This window comes from Pseudomonas capeferrum (assembly GCF_013523055.1).
Classification (GTDB): Bacteria; Pseudomonadota; Gammaproteobacteria; order Pseudomonadales; family Pseudomonadaceae; genus Aquipseudomonas; species Aquipseudomonas capeferrum_A.
Genome location: NZ_JAAMQM010000012.1, coordinates 1 through 17,123, shown reverse-complemented (window position 1 = coordinate 17,123; position 17,123 = coordinate 1). Strand labels below are relative to the sequence as shown.

17 protein-coding genes are annotated in these 17,123 nt (G+C 63.6%); 6 read left to right on the top strand and 11 right to left on the bottom strand.

Going from position 1 to position 17,123, the window contains the following annotated elements; genetic code table 11:
* Positions 1-244 precede the first annotated feature (244 nt).
* The 6 genes from cycA to G7009_RS14590 form a co-directional block, all read right to left on the bottom strand.
* Positions 245-1,660: a D-serine/D-alanine/glycine transporter gene (gene cycA, locus G7009_RS14615; RefSeq protein ID WP_181130792.1), complete on the bottom strand. Its 1,416-nt coding sequence runs from the start codon at positions 1,658-1,660 to the stop codon at positions 245-247.
* Positions 1,661-2,208: 548 nt separating this feature from the next.
* Positions 2,209-3,576: a PepSY-associated TM helix domain-containing protein gene (locus G7009_RS14610; protein WP_181130791.1), complete on the bottom strand. Its 1,368-nt coding sequence runs from the start codon at positions 3,574-3,576 to the stop codon at positions 2,209-2,211.
* Between the two features lie 58 nt (positions 3,577-3,634).
* The gene (locus G7009_RS14605; protein ID WP_181130790.1) at positions 3,635-5,698 is read right to left on the bottom strand and encodes a TonB-dependent copper receptor; all 2,064 of its coding nucleotides are present in this window, start codon (positions 5,696-5,698) and stop codon (positions 3,635-3,637) included.
* Between the two features lie 66 nt (positions 5,699-5,764).
* Entirely contained in the window at positions 5,765-6,184 is a 420-nt protein-coding gene (locus tag G7009_RS14600; protein WP_181130789.1) for a DUF2946 domain-containing protein, read from the bottom strand.
* Between the two features lie 19 nt (positions 6,185-6,203).
* Positions 6,204-6,683 (bottom strand): copper chaperone PCu(A)C, encoded by a 480-nt coding sequence (locus tag G7009_RS14595; RefSeq protein ID WP_181130788.1) that lies wholly within the window; start codon positions 6,681-6,683, stop codon positions 6,204-6,206.
* Positions 6,684-6,730: 47 nt separating this feature from the next.
* A complete protein-coding gene (locus G7009_RS14590) occupies positions 6,731-7,123 on the bottom strand; it encodes a DUF2946 domain-containing protein (RefSeq protein WP_181130787.1) in 393 nt (130 codons plus the stop codon).
* A 721-nt stretch (positions 7,124-7,844) separates the two neighbouring features.
* Between G7009_RS14590 and G7009_RS14585 the strand changes: the two genes are divergently transcribed.
* Both G7009_RS14585 and G7009_RS14580 read left to right on the top strand, forming a co-directional pair.
* The gene (locus G7009_RS14585; RefSeq protein WP_181130786.1) at positions 7,845-8,105 is read left to right on the top strand and encodes a hypothetical protein; all 261 of its coding nucleotides are present in this window, start codon (positions 7,845-7,847) and stop codon (positions 8,103-8,105) included.
* 25 nt (positions 8,106-8,130) lie between these two features.
* Positions 8,131-8,319 carry a DUF3077 domain-containing protein gene (locus G7009_RS14580; RefSeq protein ID WP_181130785.1) on the top strand — a complete coding sequence of 63 codons (189 nt, stop codon included), beginning with the start codon at positions 8,131-8,133 and terminating at the stop codon, positions 8,317-8,319.
* A gap of 125 nt (positions 8,320-8,444) precedes the next feature.
* Here the strand turns inward: G7009_RS14580 and vapC are convergent, their stop codons facing one another.
* From vapC to cbiE, 5 genes are all read right to left on the bottom strand, one after another.
* Positions 8,445-8,858, bottom strand: a complete 414-nt coding sequence (vapC, locus tag G7009_RS14575) for a type II toxin-antitoxin system tRNA(fMet)-specific endonuclease VapC (RefSeq protein ID WP_181130784.1) — start codon at positions 8,856-8,858, stop codon at positions 8,445-8,447.
* Complete coding sequence (gene vapB, locus G7009_RS14570) at positions 8,858-9,088, bottom strand: type II toxin-antitoxin system VapB family antitoxin (RefSeq protein WP_181130783.1); 231 nt, start codon at positions 9,086-9,088, stop codon at positions 8,858-8,860. Before vapB ends, vapC begins: the two co-directional genes overlap by 1 nt.
* Positions 9,089-9,250: 162 nt before the next feature.
* Entirely contained in the window at positions 9,251-9,970 is a 720-nt protein-coding gene (locus tag G7009_RS14565; protein WP_181130782.1) for a cobalt-precorrin-6A reductase, read from the bottom strand.
* The gene (locus G7009_RS14560; RefSeq protein ID WP_181130781.1) at positions 9,967-11,061 is read right to left on the bottom strand and encodes a cobalt-precorrin-5B (C(1))-methyltransferase; all 1,095 of its coding nucleotides are present in this window, start codon (positions 11,059-11,061) and stop codon (positions 9,967-9,969) included. The genes G7009_RS14565 and G7009_RS14560 overlap by 4 nt, the downstream gene beginning before the upstream one ends.
* Positions 11,054-12,265 (bottom strand): precorrin-6y C5,15-methyltransferase (decarboxylating) subunit CbiE, encoded by a 1,212-nt coding sequence (gene cbiE, locus G7009_RS14555; protein ID WP_181130780.1) that lies wholly within the window; start codon positions 12,263-12,265, stop codon positions 11,054-11,056. The genes G7009_RS14560 and cbiE overlap by 8 nt, the downstream gene beginning before the upstream one ends.
* Before the next feature lie 100 nt (positions 12,266-12,365).
* Here cbiE and cobG point away from each other — a divergent pair, with 100 nt between their 5' ends.
* From cobG to cobJ, 4 genes are read left to right on the top strand one after another with little or no spacing between them, the layout of a single operon-like run.
* The gene (cobG, locus tag G7009_RS14550; RefSeq protein WP_181130779.1) at positions 12,366-13,703 is read left to right on the top strand and encodes a precorrin-3B synthase; all 1,338 of its coding nucleotides are present in this window, start codon (positions 12,366-12,368) and stop codon (positions 13,701-13,703) included.
* Positions 13,696-14,322 (top strand): precorrin-8X methylmutase, encoded by a 627-nt coding sequence (locus G7009_RS14545; RefSeq protein ID WP_181130778.1) that lies wholly within the window; start codon positions 13,696-13,698, stop codon positions 14,320-14,322. The genes cobG and G7009_RS14545 overlap by 8 nt, the downstream gene beginning before the upstream one ends.
* Entirely contained in the window at positions 14,322-15,053 is a 732-nt protein-coding gene (locus G7009_RS14540) for a precorrin-2 C(20)-methyltransferase (protein WP_181130777.1), read from the top strand. The genes G7009_RS14545 and G7009_RS14540 overlap by 1 nt, the downstream gene beginning before the upstream one ends.
* The gene (gene cobJ / locus G7009_RS14535; protein WP_181130776.1) at positions 15,041-16,747 is read left to right on the top strand and encodes a precorrin-3B C(17)-methyltransferase; all 1,707 of its coding nucleotides are present in this window, start codon (positions 15,041-15,043) and stop codon (positions 16,745-16,747) included. The genes G7009_RS14540 and cobJ overlap by 13 nt, the downstream gene beginning before the upstream one ends.
* Positions 16,748-17,123 lie beyond the last annotated feature (376 nt).

Sequence of the window (17,123 nt, the reverse complement as noted above, 5' to 3'; positions counted from 1 at the left end):
TCTCTCCGTTGTTGTTCGAGGGTGTGGCGACTCGGGAGAGGGCTAGTGCAAGTGGTGTGCCGACTTGTGTACAAGTGGGCAAGGCCAATGATGGCGGGGGTTGAAGGGTACTGCAGGGGGGATAGGAAGATCCATGGTGGTGCAGCCAGGGCCGATTGCACAGCATTGGCTCACGCTGATGCTGTGCGCTCGTTTGCCTGTAGTTTGTCTGCTGGAGGGATGGATCCCTCCAGGGATGGGGACCTCAGTTGTTTTGCGTGTCGCGTACGACGCTACGCGCATGACGTTTGCTACGCACGAACTGATAGGTCACGACCAGCAGGACGAACCAGACCGGAGTGACGATCAAGGCCTTGCGCGTGTCGTCTTCCAGGCTCAACAGCACCAGGATGAAGGCGAAGAACGCCAGGCAGACGTAGCACATCACCCGCCCGCCGGGCATCTTGTACTTGGAGGCCTGGTGCAGGGCGGGGCGCTGGGCGCGGTATTTCAGGTACGACAGCAGGATCAGCGTCCATACGAACATGAACAGCAGCGCCGACACCGTGGTAACCAGGGTGAAGGCTTCGACCACGTCCGGAATCAGGTAGATCAGCACTGCCCCCAGCAGCAGGCAGATGCAGGAGAAGTACAAGCCATTGGCCGGTACGCTGCGTTGCGACAGTTTCTCGAACGCCTTGGGTGCATCGCCTTCCTGAGCCAGCCCGAACAGCATGCGGCTGGTGGAGAAGACCCCGCTGTTGGCCGAGGACGCGGCCGAGGTCAGTACCACGAAGTTGATGATGCTGGCCGCGGCCGGCAGGCCGGCCAGGACGAACAGCTCCACGAACGGGCTCTTGCCCGGTACCACGTCGCGCCAGGGCGTCACGGCCATGATGGCGATCAGCGCCAGCACATAGAAGACGATGATTCGCACCGGGATCGAGTTGATTGCCCGCGGCAGGGTACGCTCGGGGTTCTTCGCTTCGGCGGCGGTAGTGCCCACCAGTTCGATACCGACAAAGGCGAACACGGCGATCTGGAAACCGGCGAAGAAGCCCATCACGCCATGAGGGAACATGCCTTCGTCGTTCCACAGGTTGGCCAGGCTGGCGGTGCTGCCGCTTGGCGACTGGAAGCCGGTGAAGACCATGTACAGGCCGGTGGCGACCAGGCCGAGGATCGCGACGATCTTGATCATGGCGAACCAGAACTCGACCTCGCCGAACAGTTTCACGGTGATCAGGTTCAGCGACAGCAGGATACCGACGCAGGTCAGCGCGGGTATCCACTGCGGCAGGTCGGGGAACCAGAACTGCGAGTAGGCGGCGATGGCGATCACATCGGCGATCCCGGTGATCACCCAGCAGAACCAGTAGGTCCAGCCGGTGAAATAGCCGGCCCAGGGACCCAGCAGATCGGCGGAGAAGTCGATGAACGACTTGTAGTTCAGGTTCGACAGCAGCAGTTCGCCCATGGCGCGCATGACGAAGAACAGCATGAAGCCGATGATCATGTAGACGAAGATGATCGACGGTCCCGCCAGGCTGATGGTCTTGCCCGAGCCCATGAACAGGCCGGTGCCGATGGCGCCACCGATGGCGATCAGCTGGATATGGCGGTTGGTCAGGTTGCGTTGCAGGTGTTGCTCATCGGGAGGAGTGGATGAGGTCCGGGTCATTGGCTGCATTCCATTGAGGGTCAGTCTTGTTGTGCGGGAACAGCCGGATAGGCTATCACGTGGGTTTCGGCTGAGGGCATGACACGTCGTCTCAATTGGAAACAAAGTCGTAGGGTTGAACGGGTTTTGGTGTGGGGACGATTTCGTCTGGATTCCTGCGTTCCCGCAAGCAACGGGGTGCAGGCGCGGCTGTATTGCCAGGCGAGGCCTGCGGCCTCGATCGCAGGCAAGCCAGCTCCCACTGGGGCCCGAGGTGCCCAAGGTGCAGCGCTGTGTCAGTGGATGCTGATGCTTGCGTTCGTCGTAGTTTCTGAAGGGCTTGCCTACAGACGCAGGGCCGGCCTATCTGACACGCCGCTGCACTTTGGGCACCTCGGGCCTCAGTGGGAGCTGGCTTGCCTGCGATCGAGGCCGCAGGCCTTGCCTGGCAATGCAATCGACTTTCCAACCAGCTGGTCGTGGAAGCACCGGCATCCAGGCGCTTCCCACTATCGCAGCCCCCGAAACGCCCAGAACAGACCTTTTGAAAGGACTCGGCTCAATCCCCCTCAAACCCGCAGCAACACCCGCTGCCGATGCACCACCAGGCTATCCACCAGCCACATCACCAGCATCGACACCCCCACCAGCGGAAAGCCGATCCCCAGCACCAGCATCACCGCCGTGGCAACCTTCCACCGTGGCAGATCATGACGCAGCAGTGGCACGCCAAGGCCATTGGCTGGCCGGCGTTTCCACCACATCACCAACCCGCTCACAGCACCCAGCAAAATCATCAGACACACCAGCAGAATGATCAGCTGGTTCACCGGCCCGAACATCTTGCCCTCGTGCAGCATCACCCCCATCTCGGTAGCCCGCGCGACAGGACCGTAGTCTTGCCAGCGCACGTCGGCCAGGACCTTGCCGGTGTACTGGTCAACGTGCAGGGTCGCGTCGTTGCGCGGATCGTCGGCGAAGACCGCGATCGTAAAGACGCCCTCGGCGGTAGTGGGCATCGTGATGCTGTAGCCAGGCTCGACCTTGCGCACATTGGCAATGTCCTCGACCTGTTGCAGGCTCATCTGCGGCGCGGCCGGTGCGCTGGACATCATGTGATGGCCGGCATGCTCGGCATGGGCGCCGGACTGCGGCATGGGCGTGTTTTCCATCGCCCAGGGCACGGTCTGGCGGTGTGCCTCGTTCAGCTCGCGTGCCTGCTGGTCGGACTGCGGCACATCGTTCCACATGGCGACCGGGAAGCGATTCCACAAGTCGGCGTACTGCTTGCCCCATAGGCCGGTCCAGGTCATGCCGCTGAGCAGCATCAACAGAAGCAACCCAGCGCCCCAGAATCCGCTCACCGCGTGCAGGTCGCGCCAGAGCAGGCGTCCACGGGCATTGAAGCGTGGCCAGAAGACCCCGCCAGTCTTTCGTCCTCGCGGCCACCAGAGGTAGACGCCCGATACCACGAGCACAATGCCCCAGCCCGCAGCCAGTTCCACCAGTCGATCGCCGACCGTCCCGATCATCAGCTCGCCATGCAGTGCTCGCGCCACGGCCTGAAGGTTGTATTTGGCATCCTGCTCGCCAAGCACCTTGCCGCTGTAGGGGTCGACGAAGACGTTGAGCTCGCGGCCCGCATCATGCACCACGAACTGGGCGCTGCGTTGGGCATTCACTGCGGGCAGGTATTGGCCCACATGGCCCTTGGGATAAGCCTGGTGAACCTGTTGCATCAGGCTGTCGGCGCTCTGTCGGTGATGGCCGGCCTCGACCACCATCAGGTCGCGGTACAGCAATGGATCAAGCTGCGGCTTGAACAGATAGACGATCCCGGTCAGCGCCAGCAGGATCATGAAAGGGGCGACGAACAGCCCGGCGTAGAAATGCCAGCGCCAGGCAAGGTTGTAGAAGGAAATCCGTGGTCCGCTCATGGAGCACTCCCATATCAGCCAAGTGAGGCGCGACCTGCAGGCCGCGCCCGAAGTAGGATCAGAAACTCAGGTCGGCCTTGGTCCACAAGGTCCGTCCCGGCTCGTTGACCGCTTGAGGGTCGGCTGCCGGATAGCCGAACCCGGCATTTCCGGCCAGGTTCAAATGCTCCGCGTAGGCTTTGTCGAACAAGTTGTCGACACCGGCACTGAGCTTGAGGTGCCTGTTGACCTTGTAGGCGCCATTGAGCGAGAACACACCGAAGCCCGCGCTTTTTTCATAGTCCTTGCCCACGACATTGCCCTGGTTCTCGGCAACACGGTTCTGTGCCGCGACCAGCCTCCACAAGGCTCCCATGCTCCAGGCCTCGCGGCTGTAGCTCAGGCCCAGGCGGCTTTCCAGTGGCGGCATTTGTGGCAGCGCATTGCCATCACTGCTGTTCTTGCCCCAAGCGTAGGCCAGGGTCGCATCCGCTTTCCAGTGCTCGCTCAGCTTGTATGCCGCGCCCAGTTCGCCGCCCATGATCCGGGCATCGATGTTCTGCGCCTGCGAAGTCACGCCCATCATGCCGGGCCGGTAGTCGAACAGGATGTAATCGCGAATCTGCCCCACATAGCCGGACGCCCAGGCTTCCAGGCGTTCACCACGGTACTGGATGCCCAGGTCGAGCTGGGTAGTCTTCTCCGGCTTGATGCCGTCGAAGGCATTGGTCGAACCCGCGGGACCCTGGCTGGGCGAGAACAGCTCCCAGTAATCGGGAAAGCGCTGGGCGTGGCCAAGGCCGATGTAGGTAGTGGCAGCCATCGACGGCATGTCGTGCTCGTAGCGCACGAAACCGCTGGGAAGGGTGTCCGCACGCGTATCGCCTTCAGTGGCGATACCTTGTCGGAAGTCGCGGGCAGAGGCGCGGTCGAGGCGCGCACCAGTGATCACCCGGTCCTCGGCGCTGGCGTACCAGGTCAGTTCGCCGAACGCTCCGTAGTTATGGAAGTCGGCGTCCTTGGTCCACGCCTGGCCCTTGTGCGCATCGACGCCCATGCCGCCGCGTTTGCGATGCTCATTGGTCTGCGCATCGATACCGCTGATCAATTGCACGTCGGCCCAGCGCCAGGTGGCCTTGATTCGCGCGCCTAGGGTGCGGCGGTCGACGTTGCTGACCATGGGCATGCCCATCATGCCGCTACCGGAGGGCGTACGCAGGCTGTAGTTGTCCATCACGTGATCGGCGTAGTTGTAGTAGACCTGCGCCTCGACCTTGTCCAGCACCTCGCCCAGGTTCGACTTCTCGAAGCGCAGGCCCAGGCTTTCACGCTTGAACTGCGAGCCATCCATGCCGCGTCCGGCATAGCGGGCCTCGCCATCGCCCTTGCCTGCGGTGAGCTCGAGCAGGGTGTCGGCATCGGGCGTCCAGCCCAGCGTCGCGTCGCCGTTCCACTTGTCCCAGCGCGAGGGCACGTCGTCACCGCGGCCGTCGTCGTAGTCGTCCGAGCGTGACTGATTGCCGACGAAGCGTGCGTAGGCCTGACTGTTGCCGACAGCGGTGTCCAGGACCTTGTCGAAGCGCCCGTTCGAGCCGACCAGCACGCTGGCGTCGAGCCGGCTGCCGAGCTCCCCGAATCGCTCCGGCTCGCGCTCGAAGAGGATGGTCCCGGCCGAGCCACCTGGCCCCCAGATGACGCTTTGCGGGCCTTTGATGACGGTCAGACGGTCATAGGTTTCCGGGGAGATGTAAGAGGTCGGGGCATCCATGCGATTCGGGCAGGCGCCGAGCATGACGCCGCCGTTGGCGAGGATGTTCAAGCGCGAGCCGAACATGCCACGCAGCACCGGATCCCCATTGGTGCCGCCCGAGCGGATGGCCGAAAAGCCAGGGATGGTCTTGAGATAGTCCGCGCCGTCGCTGGCCGGGACCGGTTGGCGTGGATCCTTGGGGTTGGTGACGATGGTCAGGGGCGAGCTTGGAGCGACGGCGGTGATGACGGTCGGGCTCAATTCGGCCAGTTCAGGATCATGGCCTTCGTGACTCGGCTCGGAGGCCAGGGCCAGGGGCGTGAACAACGTTCCGCAAAGGGTAGCGATGGACCCTCGCAGGGAAAGACGAAGCAGGAGCGTGCAGCCGGACATAGTGATTCCAGTCGATCAGTCATGAGTACGCACAAAGGCCTGTGGCCTCTGGCGGGTAAAAGATGCTCAGACGCTGATCGACAGGGGCGGCGCGCGACTGCGGGCGCCAGGGAAGACCGCCTGGCGCGCGTGGCCTGGTAACGGAGAAGGCAGGCTGATGGCAGTTGCAACGACTGCACCGATGGCCAGGGGGCTGAGGGTTTCCGGCAGCGCCGGACAGTTGAACAGCAGGCTGCAATAACCGCACTTTTCCCACAGTACGTGCAGTTGTCCATCGTCGGCAGGCGCAGGAGGGCCACTTTCATCGTGGTGGTGGCCCTCCGCCATCGGCATGTTCATGCCGGCGTGGTGCTCCATCGGCATCGACTGGGAAACCAGTGGTCCGATGAAGATCATCCACATGGCGAACAGGCTCAGCCATCCTCCACCGGCGCGCCTGTGCCGTGGGGGGTGGGTGGAGGCGCTGCGGCCGCGCAAGAGGCTCATGACGAAATTCGCCTACCGATCAATGCGCGTGGTCGTGGCCCTGAGCGGGAGGCGCCTGCTTCTGCACCGCGACGTCCACCGTGATGTCGCCGGCCTTCTCGAAGTGCAGGGTCAGCGGGAAGCGTTTGCCTTCGCGAAGCAGGCTACGGTCCTTGGGCTGCATGAGCATCACATGATAGGCACTGGGCATGAACGTCAGGTCCTGGCCAGCGGCAACCTCGACGCTCGACACCGGCTGCATCTTCATCAGGCCGGAGGTCGTCTTCACATGCTCGTGCAGTTGCGCATCGTCGGTGATCGGACTGTCGACGCCGAGCAGGCGGTCATCCTCGGAGCCATTGTTGTGCACGATGAAATAGGCCGCGACATTGGGCGCGTTCGGTGGCAGTTCCAGGGACCAGGGGTGTGCGATATGCAGATCTCCCTGGGTGTATTCATGGGCATTGGCGAAGGCGCCGGGCAGCAGCAGGACGGCCACGACGAGGGCATGCTTGAGCATGATGGAACTCCGATCTGTTCAGGTTCGTGGGAAGCGGCGCAACGAACTCAGGCGATCGGGGAAGCACGTGGATTGAGCGGTGGCCATTGCTGGCGTGGCGAGGAATCGTGGAATGCCAGGCGGGGCAGGGTGCCGTGCTCGAATGCTGGCGGCCAGCGCAGTTGTGGGGCATGGCCAGGCAACCCAAGCAGCGACGCGGCGCCGGAACAGCACCAGCAATGCTGCGGGCTGGCGTGATCGTCGCCGTGCTGGCCGAGGTCGATCTTGGCCAGCGCCTGGACATCGATCTTGGCCTTGCCCGCGAGGCCGGAACAGAAAGCGCCCCACAGCAGCTGCTCGGCCGGCCCTTTGGAGGCGGCTGAGGACAACGGCATGGCCAGCAGATTGAACAGCACTGCCAGGCAGGCGATCCACGCCAAGGTGGGCCGATGTGGGGACATGGAGAGATCCGGTCAGGAATCAGGGGCTATTGTAGCGCCGAGTATAGGCAAAAATGCCGGGGTGCGGTGAAGTGCCACACACCCGGCGTCGTTGCAGCCTCAAATGGGTTGGCTTTGCCCATCGAGTTAAAGGAAGCGGCATGAATCAGTCCCCCTTTATCGTCAGGGCGATCGCGATGTGGAAGTTAGACTACATGGGGACACCGTATGGCTTACTCAGTGACAAATGGCTGAGCTCTTCGCGACAACATCGGCCTTCACCTGAGGAACATCTACCGTGATGGCGAGAGAGCTGAGGCGGCAACTACCGTGAATTCCTCTGTAGTTCAGCATGAAGGCGGCGCGGGGTATCCGAATGGCAGTGCAACAGGCCGCATGTTTGGATCGGGGTGCATTTCGGTGCAAGCATCAGGCTTTTCTGAAATTGCAACCAAGTCCTTCATGTCTTCGATGCTTGAGAATTATCCTACGCACGTTGCCGCCGGTTCTGTATTGTTATGAAAACACTACCGGGCTAATTTCCCCAAGTCGTTAAATCGACGACCGGCTGTGAGAGCCCGTGTAGATAGCGATGCAGCTAGTTATGGCAGCTGTGCGCGGGCAGGCTTCGGTCTGGCCGGGTTTCCTATATCTACCGGTCTCTCACCCCGCGTATGGCTGCCACCCACTTCTGTGAGAGGGATGTCGGAGGCAGATCCTTAAGAGATATAGGAGCTATGCCATGAAAAAGATCGTCCCTGATCCACCGCACTCCGTTAATCCTCTGAAAATCATCGCCACACCCTACTTCTCCATCCACTCCGAAATGATCCCTCCAGACGCCCTGGCCTATGCCAGCGAGTTGATCAGAGGCCTCGAGGAAACACTCGACGAGTACTGCCGCAGCCATGCCGGTGAATCAGGCAAGTACATGCTGGGCAATGCGATGGACTCGGTCGAAATGGCCCAGGCACTGATCGAGCATTCGCTTTCCAGGCTGTGAGCTCAAGAAGTCGAGGAGTGATGAAATGCTCAACGACCCAGAGACTCTGGTTACCACTGGCGCTGAAACATTTTCCACGAGCCAGGATCCGGCTGAGGAGCTGTTTCGCATTCAGGCCGGTGTGCCCTTTCATCGTGCGCTGGAGCAGCTCCCCATCCTTCTGGGACGCGTTCGCCACCGGGTGCGGGAGGGCGCCATCGAAGGGGACCAGTAAGCACCTGGCGCCGCTCAATATCTGAGAGCATTTGCCAATGCGATCGTCAATGACATGGAGCTCACGATGAACAAGCATCAATAGATAGACTCAGGAGGCCTGGGCTGGCGGCCAACATTCGGCAGTCAGCCTTGGTCCGGCAAAACCCAGTTCTCCAGTCGCAGGCCCGGGACGCGCTCGAACTCGCGCATATTGTGAGTCACAAGCACCAGACCAAGAGCACGGGCATGCCCGGCGATCATCTGGTCATAAGGGCCAATCGGTGTTCCCGCCCTGCCTAATTCTGCCCGGAGCTGCCCACTGTGTACTGCGGCCTGGCTGTCATAGTCGAGGACTTCAAGCCGGACGGCAAAGCCCTCGACTATGGCCAGGTTGCGTTGAGGGGCAGCGGATTTCTCGGCACCGAACATCAGTTCCATCAGGGTAACGCTACTGATTGCCAACTGGCCACAATAGCGATTGAACGCCTCACGCATGATTTGCGGTTTGTTTTTGATGGTGAAAATGCAGATGTTCGTGTCCAGCATGTACCTGAGCATTAGAATCCTTCTCGCTCCTGATCGTCAGGCTGCTCTCGGGCCGCCATGAAATCACAGCTTGCGCTATCGCCGTCAAACCAGCTGTCCCACGCCTCGCCAGCAGGCGAAATGATGCGGGTACGACCGACCGCCACAATATCGACTCGTGTTATGTCATCGGGAAGGGCAACGGATTTTGGCAATCGGATGGCCTGGCTACGGTTGCTTTTGAAGACAGCACCTTGCTCCATGAAATACCTCCTTTGGAAGCGATAATGTATGTCTAGAGTTTAGGTTGAACAATGTATATGACAATGGGATATACGCTGCAAAGCCGTTGGATGCCACTCCTGACTGGCAGGTTCGTCCCATTACACAGCAGCACATCTATCAGCGCTTTGCCTGACCACTCTTTAGATCTCAAGCGCCCCCAACAGCCCTTCTACAGAACCGAACTCTCGATCCACCCGCGGCAGCTCCGGCCGCTTGAGCACCAGCACCGGGACCCCGCGTTCGCGTGCCACGACCAGTTTCGGCTCGGTAGCCGTACTGCCGCTGTTCTTGCTCACCAGCACGTCGAACCGGCCACGCTCGAACAATGCGCGCTCGTCCTCGAGCAGGAATGGACCTCGGGCGCCTATCACTTCACAACGCTCATTGCCCGGACAGGCCTCCAGCGCGCGCAAGGTCCAGAACTGATGCGCCGGGATCTCGTCAAGGTGCTGCAACGGTTCACGACCCAGAGTGAACAGCGGTCGTTGGAAGGGTGCCAAGGCTTGCAACAGCCCGGCCCAATTCTCGATCTCACGCCAGTCGTCGTCTGGCTGCGCCTGCCAGACAGGACGGCGCAGGGTCCAGCAGGGGATACCCACCGCTGCGGCAGCAGAAGCGGCATTGCGGCTTATCTGTGCCGCGTAGGGATGGGTAGCGTCGATCAACAGCCCGATACCCGCCTCACGCAGGTACTCGGCCAAGCCTTCGGCGCCCCCATAACCTCCGACCCTAACCTGGCACGCCAGGTCCCGAGGCACGCGACCGATCCCGGCGAGGCTGTAGACATGCTCCGGGCCCAGACGCCGTGCGATTGCCAACGCCTCGGTGACACCTCCGAGCAACAGGATTCGCCCGTTCATTGCGCGGCTGCCCGACCCACGATGCCACCCTGGCGATCGATGGCGAAGACTTCGACCTGCACCTGCGCCGGGACGATGCTACGGGCGAAAGCCAGCGCATGCGCGCACACGGCATCACCCAAGGCAATACCTTCAACATGCGCCAATGCGAGGGCCTGCTGGCTGGTATTGGCTGCCTTGATCGCATTCTGCAGAACCTGGTCGGCGCCGATATCCGCGGCCCAGCCCGCCAGCTGTGGCAGGTCGATGCTGGAGTGCCGACTGTGCAGGTCCATGTGCCCGGCAGCCAACTTGCTGATCTTGCCAAAGCCGCCACACAGGCTCAGGCGCGGTACGGGCACCTTGCGCAGATGCTTGAGCACGGCGCCGACGAAGTCGCCCATCTCGATCAGGGCGATTTCCGGCAGTCCGTAGACCTGGCGCATGGTGTCTTCGCTGGCATTGCCGGTGCAGGCGGCGATGTGCGTATAGCCGTTGGTATGGGCGACATCGATGCCCTGCTGGATCGAGGCGATATAGGCGGCGCAGGAGAACGGCCTGACGATACCGCTGGTACCCAGGATCGACAGGCCGCCGAGTATGCCCAGACGCGGGTTCATGGTCTTGAGCGCCAGCTGTTCACCGTCGCGCACGTTGACCGTGACTTCGAAGCCACCGTTGTAGGCGCATTCGTCCGCCAAGGCCTGCAAGTGTTCGCCGATCATCCGCCGAGGCACCGGATTGATGGCGGGCTCACCGACGGGCAGTACCAACCCTGGGCGGGTCACCGTACCCACGCCCTGGCCTGCGACAAAACGGACACCGGGCTGTTCGAGCAGGCGTACCTGGCTGTAGAGCAGGGCGCCATGGGTGACATCGGGATCGTCACCGGCATCCTTAAGCGTACCGGCCTCGGCGCGCTCGCCGTCAAGACGACAGAACTCCAGGCGCATCTGCACCTGCTTGCCCTTGGGCAGAATGATCTGCACGGCATCGTCGCATTGGCCAGTGAGCAACAGGCGCGCTGCCGCCAGGCTCGTGGCGGTGGCGCAGCTGCCGGTGGTCAGGCCGCTACGCAGCGGGGCGGCCTGTTCGCGGGTTTCTTCACGCATCGGCGGGCTTGATCACTTCGAGCAGGGTGATGGGCAAGGCCTGGCGCCAGGTATCGAAGGCTCCCAAAGGCTGGGCCTGGGCAACGTGAATCCGGGTCAGCTCGCCGCCATGGCGCTCGCGCCAGTTCATCAGGGCCAGTTCACTTTGCAGGGTCACGGCATTGGCGACCAGCCGCCCACCCGGTAGCAGGTGATCCCAGCACTGTTGCAGCATGCCCTCGCGCGTCACGCCGCCACCGATGAAAATCGCATCGGGTCGCTCCAGCCCCTGCAAGGCTTGCGGGGCCTTGCCACGCACCAGCTGCAGGCCAGGAACACCCAGGTTGTCGCGGTTGTGCTCGATGATCGCCTGGCGGCCCGCGTCGGCTTCGATCGCCAGCGTGCGGCAACTGGGGTGAGCACGCATCCACTCGATCCCGATCGAGCCACAGCCCGCGCCGACGTCCCAGAGCAGCTCGCCCGGTCGTGGCGCCAAGCGCGCGAGGGTGATGGCGCGCACGTCGCGCTTGGTCAGCTGGCCATCGTGACGAAAGGCGCTGTCCGGCAGGCCGACCACAGGGGACAAGCGCTGCGCGGACGCTGAAGCGCGGCATTCGATGGCGACCAGGTTCAGCGCGGCCGCCGGGGAATGCGGCCAGTCGTCGGCGCTACCCGTCAGGCGACGTTCCTGCGCTCCGCCCAGGTGCTCGAACACCTGCATCCGGCTGGGTCCGAAGCCGCGCTCACGCAACAAGGCGGCGATCTGCGCGGGGCTGTCGCCATCGTTGCTCAGCACCAGCAGATGGACGCCGCTGTAGAGGTGAGCATTGAGCGCGGCCGATGGACGCGCCACCAGCGACACCACCTGCACGTCCTGTAGCGGCCAGCCCAGGCGCGCGGCGGCCAGCGAGCAGGAGGACGGCGTGGACAATACCTGCATTTCCTCGGCGGCCACCTGCCGCACCAGGCTGGCGCCGACGCCGTAGAACATCGGGTCGCCGCTGGCCAGCACGCACACCGCTTCACCGCGCAGGGCCAGCACTGGCGCCAGGGAGAACGGGCTGGGCCAGGGCAGGCGCTCGCCTGTGATGCAACGAGGTAACAGTGCCAGCTGGCGCGGGCTACCGACGATCCTTCCAGCGCCCAGCAGCGCGCGCCGGGCAGGTTTGCCCAGGCCGCTGAAACCGTCTTCACCGATACCCACTACTGTCAGCCAGGGCGCCATGCCACTTCCTCATTCACCGCTGTTCGACCGCAGACTTTTCATGCTGTCGGACAAAGCAGGCATAATACCGCGCCTTCTACACTGAAGCGCTCTTTCACGATTGCCGGATACCGTCTTGAAGCAGGCCATCACCCCTGATATTGCTCCTCGCCCCTCCGCTTGTCCGGGGTTGTGGCGCATCGTCGCCGCGCGCGATGGCGGCATCTGCCGGATCAAGCTGCCTGGCGGCGTACTCCTGGCCGACCAGGCCGATGCCGTGGCCGACGCCGCCGAACGCCACGCCTCGGGAACCATCGAGGCGACCAACCGGGGCAACCTGCAGATCCGCGGTATCGGCGCAGACCACCGCGCCCTGGTCGAGCGGTTGCTCGTGGCCGGCCTGGGCCCGCGCGATGCTGCTGGCGATGATGTGCGCAACCTCATGCTCAGCCCGCTTGCCGGCCTTGATCGCGCCATGCGTTTCGATGCCCGGCCATTGGCCAGGGAGATTCTCGAGCTGCTCGAAGGCACGCCGCGCTTTCATCAACTATCGGCCAAGTTCGCCGTTCAACTGGATGCCGGCGAAGATCTGGCCATGCTCGAACACCCCCATGACCTGTGGCTGTCCGTGATGCGCCTGGACGGGCAGGATTGGCTGGCGTTCGGCCTGGCGGGCTGCCCGGCGCAGAGCCAGGCCCTTGGCGCGGTGCGCGCCGCCGAGGGCGTGAGCCTCGTACAGGCGGTGCTGGAGCGATTCCTCGACCTGGCCAGCGTGGAGCAATCGCGCATGCGCCAGTTGCTGGCAAGCTGTCCACCAGGACACTTCATCGAGGGCCTTGGCCTGGACGTGCGCCGCGATGCCGCCGTGCTCGCCTATCGTCGTCCCACGGCCACCAGCCCCTGGCTGGGCGTGTTGCCCCAGCTTCAACCCCGGCGTGTCGCGCTCGGCGCCGCTCCACCTCTGGGCCGGCTGACGCCTGCGATGCTCAGGGGGGGCGCGCGCCTGGCCCGCGAATCTGGCGACGGCAGCCTGCGGATCACTCCTTGGCAGAGCCTGATGTTGGTCAATCTCGAGCCCGCATCAGCAATGACGGTGCAGGCACAGATGACTGCGCTGGGCTTGCTCTGCGAGCATGAGCAACCCCTCGCTCGCATGGTCGCCTGTACGGGGTCCAGTGGCTGCGCCAAGGGGCTGGCCGATACCAAGGGCGATGCCCTGATCCTGTCGAGCCTGCTTCAGCCCGGCGCACCCGCCAGCGTCCACCTCAGTGGCTGCCAACGTTCCTGCGCCGTGGCCCATGTCGCCCCGGCGACCTTGCTGGCCCGCGCCCCGGGCCGCTACGACCTGTATCTGCGCGACGCCAGCAAGCCCGGCTTCGGTGCCCTGCGCGCGCGCGACCTTACCTTGAAAGAAGCAGGCGCCATGCTCGACCTGCCGACGGAGCACCTTGATGATTGACTACATCCGCGATGGTCAGGAGATCTATCGCAATTCCTTCCGCATCATTCGCGAGGAGGCCCGGCTCGACCGCATCCCCGCCGATCTGGAAAAACTCGCCGTGCGCGTGATCCACGCCTGCGGCATGGTCGATGCCATCGACGGCCTGCAGTTCTCGCCAGGTGCCGGGACTGCCGGTCGCGAAGCGTTGGCCAAGGGCGCGCCGATCCTGTGTGACGCGCACATGGTGGCCGAAGGGGTCACCCGAGCTCGTCTGCCGGCGAACAATCCGGTCATCTGCACCCTGCGTGATCCAAGCGTGCCGGGCCTGGCCGTCGAGGCGGGCAATACCCGTTCGGCGGTGGCGCTCGAGCTGTGGCGTGCGCACCTGGCAGGCAGCGTCGTGGTGATCGGCAACGCGCCGACGGCCTTGTTCTACCTGCTTGAAATGCTCGACGCCGGTGCGCCCAAGCCGGCCTTGATCCTGGGCTTCCCGGTCGGCTTCGTCGGCGCCGCCGAGTCCAAGGCAATGCTGGCCGCCGACAGCCGAGGTGTTCCTTTCGTGATCATGCAGGGCCGTCTCGGTGGTAGCGCAATGGCGGCTGCCGCGGTGAATGCCCTGGCCACGGAGGTGGAGTGATGCAGCCACGTGGACGTCTGTTCGGTCTGGGCGTGGGTCCCGGCGATCCGGAGCTGATCACGGTCAAGGCCCTGCGCCTGCTGCGCGAGGCACCGGTGGTGGCGTATTTCGTCGCCAAGGGCAAGCGTGGCAACGCCTTTGGCATCATCGAGGCGCACTTGCAGAGCCAGCAGATCCTGCTGCCGCTGGTCTATCCGGTGACGACCGAGGTGCTTCCGGCACCGCTGTCCTATGAGCAGGTGATCAGTGACTTCTACGACGAAGCCAGCCTGAGCGTCGCGGCCCATCTGGACGCTGGCCGCGATGTGGCGGTGATCTGCGAAGGCGACCCGTTCTTCTACGGTTCGTACATGTATCTGCATGATCGCCTGGCCCAGCGCTTCGAGACCGAAGTGATCCCTGGGGTCTGCTCCATGCTCGGTGGCGCGTCCGTCCTCGGCGCGCCGCTGGTCTACCGCAACCAGAGCCTGTCGGTGCTGTCGGGCGTACTGCCCCCGGAAGAACTCAAGCGCCGCCTGGCCGACGCCGATGCGGCGGTGGTCATGAAGCTGGGGCGCAACTTCCCCAAGGTTCGTCAGGCACTGACCGAACTCGGCCTGGACAAGCGTGCGCTCTATGTGGAGCGGGCGACCATGGGCAACCAGAAGATCGTGCCGCTGGACGATGTCGATCCACAGTCTTCTCCGTATTTCTCGCTGATCATCGTACCGGGTGAAAAATGGCAGGGATGAGCATGCGCAAGGCACCCGCCATCGTCGTTCTCGGGCCTGGCAGCCTGGCCACGGCGCGGCGCATCCAGGCGTTGTACCCGCAGGCGTCGATCCATGGCCTGGCAGGACGAACCGAACAGGTCGACCGCCAGTACGAATCCTTTGGCGATACCCTGCGTGCGCTGTATCAGCAGGACACCCCGATCATCGCCCTGTGCGCGGCAGGTATCGTCATCCGCACGCTGGCGCCGCTGCTCACGGAAAAAGGTGTCGAGCCGCCGGTCCTGGCAGTCGCCGAAGACGGTAGCGCGGTCGTGCCGCTGCTCGGTGGCCTGGCCGGGGTGAACCTTATGGCTCGCGAGATGGCTGAGGCGCTGGACGTGGTGCCCGCGATCACTACCAGCGGCGAACTGCGTTTCGGTACCTGCCTGCTCAATCCGCCCCAGGGATATGCCCTGGACGATCTTGAGCAGGGCAAGCGCTTCGTGTCCGACCTGCTGGCCGGAGAGATGGTACGTATCGAAGGCTCGGCGCCTTGGCTGGACGCAGCGCAACTGCCCGCCAGCGACACCGCGCAACGGACCATTCATGTGGGCTGCTCACTACGCCCGTCCAGCCGTGACGAGTTGCGGATCTATCCACGTTCCGTGCTGGTGGCCGTCGATGCGGCAGCCCCGGCCCTTGCCGACCTCGTGCACGAAGCGTTGCATGCCGCCGGCATCGCCCAGCAATCGCTGGCCTGCCTGCTGGCCTGCGAGACGCAGATGGCAGAGCCGAGTTTGCATGAGGCTGCGCGCGAACTGGGCGTAGCGCTGCGCTTCGCCCCAGAAGCAACAAGCCTGGAGCACATGGCTGCCCACATGCTTGGAGGGGCCGAGGTGCGGACCCAATCCGGCCTGGCCATGGCCATCGCCCCTGAACCGATCGTTCCCGCGAGGATCGGCCGGGGTCGGGGTCGCCTGGCGGTCATCGGCCTGGGACCGGGTGCCGCCGAGCTGATGGTGCCTGCGGTCAAGGCTGAACTGGCGCGCGCCGAGGACATACTGGGCTACGAAACGTACGTACGCATGGCCGGGCCATTCCGTGACGATCAGGTACAGCACTGCACTGACAACCGCGAAGAGATGCAACGCGCTCGCCACGCGTTCGAGCTTGCGGCGCGGGGCCGCTCGGTCGTGGTGGTCTCGTCCGGCGATCCAGGCGTGTTCGCCATGGCCGCCGCCGTGCTCGAGGCGCTTCACGAATCTACCGATCCTGCCTGGCATCGAGTCGAGCTCGAGATCCTGCCCGGCGTCTCGGCTTCCCTGGCCACGGCCGCCCAGGCTGGCGCGCCTCTGGGGCACGACTTCTGCGTGATGTCGCTGTCGGACAACCTCAAGCCATGGTCGATCATCGAGAAACGTCTGGACCTGGCCGCCCAGGCCGATCTGGTGCTAGCGTTCTACAACCCCATCTCGCGGTCCCGCCCATGGCAGCTCGGGCAAGCCTTGGATATCGTGCGTCGCCATCGCGAAGCGCATACGCCGGTAGTGCTCGGCCGCGACATCGGCAGGCCGGGGCAGACGTTGAAGGTTGTCACCCTGGGTGAGCTGCAGCCGGACATGGTCGACATGCGCACCATGGTCCTGGTCGGTTCCTCGACTACCTGCACCTTCGGCCGGGCAGGCGGTGGACAGTGGGTCTACACCCCGCGCTGGTACGGCAACAAGCCCTGAGCCGGATGGGACAGCAGCGCATCGGAATTACCCGGTGCCGCTGCGGTACGTCAGGCGGATCTGTTTTGACGCCGGTTATGTGATGAAAAGCGTTCGATCTTCAAGTGATGAGGTTATCTTTCAGCCTTGAATCGTCAGTGATGCTGATGGCCTCGTCGCGGGACAAGCCCGCTCGCCACTGGGATTTAACCGCTGCGCCGCGCATCGGGTGGCGAGCGGGCTTGTCCCGCGATAGGGCCATCAGCATCACAAAAGATTCCAGAAGCCGAAGGCCAAGTTACTAGTATCGAACCCCGAATGCCCGTTCCTTGATCGGCCGGCCCGGCGCTGAGGTTGGCCCTACGAAAGTGGCAGCTGATCCGGCCGGGGCAATCGC